This is a genomic window from Frankia sp. CcWB2 (assembly GCF_977927585.1).
On sequence record NZ_CDWRCM010000027.1, the window covers coordinates 25,938 to 30,093 of the forward strand.

Below are 4,156 nucleotides of genomic sequence, written 5' to 3' on the forward strand. Positions count from 1 at the left end.
GGCGCCAAGTGGCGGCACGCCCGCCGTGCCCGTCAAGCCGCGTCGCCGGCGCCGGAAACTGCTCATCGCGCTGGTCGCCCTGATCGTCCTGTTCGTCGTGGGCGACCGGGTCAGCGTGGTGATAGCCAAGGATCAGATGCGCCAGCAGGTCGAGGCCGGCGTGGCCGAGAACATCAAGCCGGGTGATCCCATCCCGACGGTCAAGAGCGTGAGCATCGGCGGATTCCCGTTCCTTACCCAGGTCCTGTTCGGGAAGTTCACCAACATCGGAGTAGAGATCGAGGGCATCCCGACGCCGGGCCCGAAGATCTCGTCGGTGAAGGCCAATCTGAAGGGTGTACACGTACCGCTCGGTGATGCCATCACCAACAATGTCGGGCAGGTGCCCGTCGATCACGTGCGGGCCACTGTGGATATGACCTACAACGACCTCAACGCCTACCTCGCCGGGCAGCAGGTGCAGGTGAAGCCGGTCGACGGGGGAAAGGAGATCGAGGTGACTGGCACCGTCAACGTGCCGGTGCTGGGTACCCAGCAGGTCGGTGGGATCACGACGTTCGAGGTCCGGAACAACATGCTCACCCTGGTGCCGAGTGAGGTGAAGCTCACCGGAGCTGTGAACCTCGGATTCAGTGTCCCCGGAGAACTTCTGCCGTCCATCCCGATCCCGATCTCCGGTCTGCCATTCCATCTCCGCATCGTCGAGGCATCCACGAACGCGACCGGTCTCTCACTCACCGCGACTGCCGAGGACGTGGTGCTCCCGGCGTCCTGAGCCCTGAGTGGCGGTCCTGAGCCCTGACATGATTTCCGCCACAGTTGCGCCGACCCGGAATGCCTCGCGCGCGGTGGTCGAGCCGTACCGACCGCCCTCCCCGCGGTCAGGGCCCGGATCGGATCCGGTCGAGGCCGCCCATGGCCCCTCTCTCCCCGGAGTAGGTCCTTCCCGGAGTACGTCGACCTTCCCGCGGAGTACGTCAACCTGTCGACGATCGTTCGACGCGCGGCACCTCCCGGCGTTTCATCAGCCGATTTCCGGTGGCCGTCCGTTGGCTGATCGTCCACTTCCGTGGCGTGCGTCCCGGGTGCCGCCGAGGCCTGCAGCCGCTGGTCGGATCGGCGACAGATGCCACTGTCGGGGACCGTCGACCATCATTCTCATAGGGTGCCGGACGGGAACATGCGTCATCGTCGTCGCTTCCGGGGCACGGTCACCGAGCTTCCGTGGCACGGTCATCGAGACGATCTGACCACTCAGGGTGACGTGGCCCGGAAGGTTTCGTGCAGGGTAACCGGTAAATCGACCGATCATGAGGCGGCAGGAACCCGAGAGATGCCCGGAAGTCGACGCGACGGCAACGATCGCCGTTCAGCTGGTGGTAAATCGTCACCCGGGGTGGATCAAGGTCATCCCTCGACGCTACGATCGGGCATCCGGCGTGATCCGGCGGCTCGAGTGGCCGCGCGAGGTGGTGACCCGGCGCGCCATGATGACACCGCAGTACCTGGTAAAACCGCACAGCGTAGTGACACCGCACAACGTAGTGACAAGGTGGAGTTCGGCGGGACATCCCGGCCAGCGTCCCGTCGCGAAGGGGGAAACACGTGCAGACGACCTTCCTGAGAGTCGTCACCGAGGCCGGTGCGGCTACCGTGCCGGCCGAGGCGCAGTTCATCATCGGCCGTGCCCGGACCGCCGACTACGTCATAGCGGACAGCCGGGTCTCCCGTCGCCATCTCCTCCTTGAGCAGACCGGCAACGGGTGGGTCGTTCGGGACATCAGTTCCAACGGCACCTGGATCGACGGGCAGCGCATGCCCGAGACCGTCCCGGTGCACGGTGAGGTGCGGCTTCGTCTCGGCACTCCGACCGGGCCCGAGGTTGTCATCCATCCCCAGGTGCCGGAAGGCCGCAGGCCGCTGGACGAGCCGGAGTACGACCCCGGCTACGACATGCAGACGATGCTGCCCAATGCTGCCGGTTACTCTCCGCCACGACCCACGGGCTCCTCGAGGGGTGGGCGCGGGACCTCGCATCAGGGGCCGACCGATCCGTCCCAGCGCGGGCACGACTACGACGACCAGGGTCGGGACGAACGGGTGAGTGGCGTCACCAGCCTCGAGCAGGAGCACGAGCGGCGAACCACTTATCGGCTGCGCCCGGGCACGATGTCGATCGGCCGTGCCCGTGACAATGACATCGTCATCACCGACCTGCTTGCCTCCCGCCGGCACGCCGAGCTCTACATCGGCCGGTCCGGCCTGCAGATCGCCGACCTCGACTCCGCCAACGGCGTGTTCGTCAACGGTCGTCGGATCAACCGGGCGTCCGTCGGCCAGGGCGACGTCATCGCCGTCGGTCACCACGTCTTCCAGCTCGAGGGCGACCAGCTCGTCGAGTACATCGACTCCGGTGACGTCAGCTTCGAGGCCGACGCCCTGAACGTCTGGGCCGGTCAGAAGCAGCTCATGCACGACATGACGTTCAAGCTGCCCGGCCGGGCGCTGCTGGGCGTCGTCGGGCCGTCCGGGGCGGGTAAGTCGACGCTGCTCAACGCGCTCACCGGCTTCCGCCCCGCGGACAAGGGCACCGTGCGCTACGCCGGCCGGGACCTCTACTCAGAGTATGACGAACTGCGGCGCCGGATCGGCTACGTGCCGCAGGAGGACCTGCTGCATACCTCGCTCACCGTCCGCAAGGCACTCGAGTTCGGCGCCGAGCTGCGCTTCCCGCCGGACGTCACGAAGGCGGAGCGGCGCACCCGGGTCGACGAGGTGCTCGCCGAGCTGGGCCTCACCCAGCACGCCAGCACCCAGGTCTCCCGGCTGTCCGGCGGCCAGCGCAAGCGGACCTCGGTGGCCCTGGAGCTGCTGACCCGGCCGACCCTGCTCTACCTCGACGAGCCGACCTCCGGCCTCGACCCGGGCATGGACAAGAACGTCATGGAGTCGCTGCGCAAGCTCGCGGACGACGGCCGGACGGTCGTCGTGGTCACCCACAGCGTCGCCCAGCTCGACCTGTGCGACTACATCCTCGTCCTCGCACCCGGCGGCTACGTGGCCTACTTCGGTCCGCCGCAGGACGCGCTGCCCTTCTTCGGCAAGCGGGACTACCCGGACGTCTTCCTCACCCTGGAGGCGACGCCCGGGGCCGAGTCGGCCGCCAAGTTCCGCAACTCGCGGTACTACGTGCCCGCCTCGATCACTGCTCCGTCGGCCCGGCCGGCTCCCGAGGAGCTGCCCTCGCTGCGGCAGCAGTCGGTGATCTCGCAGCTTGTGACGCTGAGCCGACGAACAATGGCCGTCGTCGCATCCGACAAGTCATACCTGCGGCTCATTATCGCCTTCCCGTTCCTGCTCGGGCTGATACCCAGGGCCATCGGCGGGAACTTTGATCTCACGGCCGAACAGGCCAAACAGTTCTCGCCGAACTCGGATGCCCCGACAGTTCTTTTGATCATGGTTCTCTGTGCCTGTTTCATGGGAATGGCGAACTCGGTCAGAGAGATCGTCAAGGAACGGGCGATCTACCGAAGAGAGAGAGCCATCGGTCTGTCTCGGACCGCGTATGTCGGTTCGAAGATCCTCGTTCTTGTTATGATCACTGTCGCCCAGGCGATCCCGTTCACGTTGATCGGTCTTGCCGGGCGAACGCCGGACAAGGGTGTCGTGCTCGGGAACGCCCTGCTCGAACTGCTCATCGCCGTGATTGTGGTCTCGCTCGCGTCGGCCATGCTCGGGCTGGTGATCTCGGCGATGGTCGACAACGCGGACAAGACCATGCCGCTCCTGGTACTGATCACCATGGCCCAGCTCATCTTCAGCGGTGGCATCGTGCCGGTGAAGGGCACGCCCGGTCTGGAGCAGATCAGCTACATCGCGCCGGCCCGCTGGGGCTTCGCGTCGATGGCCTCGGTCGGTGACCTGAACCGCATCACCCTGGCCGGCGTGCTACGGCCAGACAACCAGAAGCCGGTGAACCCGAAGGTCGTCGATGACCCCTTCTTCGACCACAGCGCCTCGGCGTACCTCACCGACATCGTCGCCGGTCTCGTCGTCGGCGTCCTCCTCGTGATCATTACTTCCTTCCTGATCCGCCGGATGGACCCGAAGACCGTCAAACGCGCCACCGCCGCACCGGTCAGCGGCCCACCCC

Annotated in this window: 2 protein-coding genes; both read left to right on the forward strand. The window is 66.4% G+C overall.

Features of this window, described 5'->3' with window-relative positions; translation table 11 throughout:
- On the forward strand, positions 1–775 hold a 775-nt coding region (locus tag ACY45C_RS05080; RefSeq protein WP_462186484.1), incomplete at its 5' end, for an LmeA family phospholipid-binding protein.
- Positions 776–1,605: 830 nt separating this feature from the next.
- Positions 1,606–4,156 (forward strand): FHA domain-containing protein (locus tag ACY45C_RS05085; protein ID WP_462186486.1); only part of this gene is annotated, 2,551 nt, incomplete at its 3' end.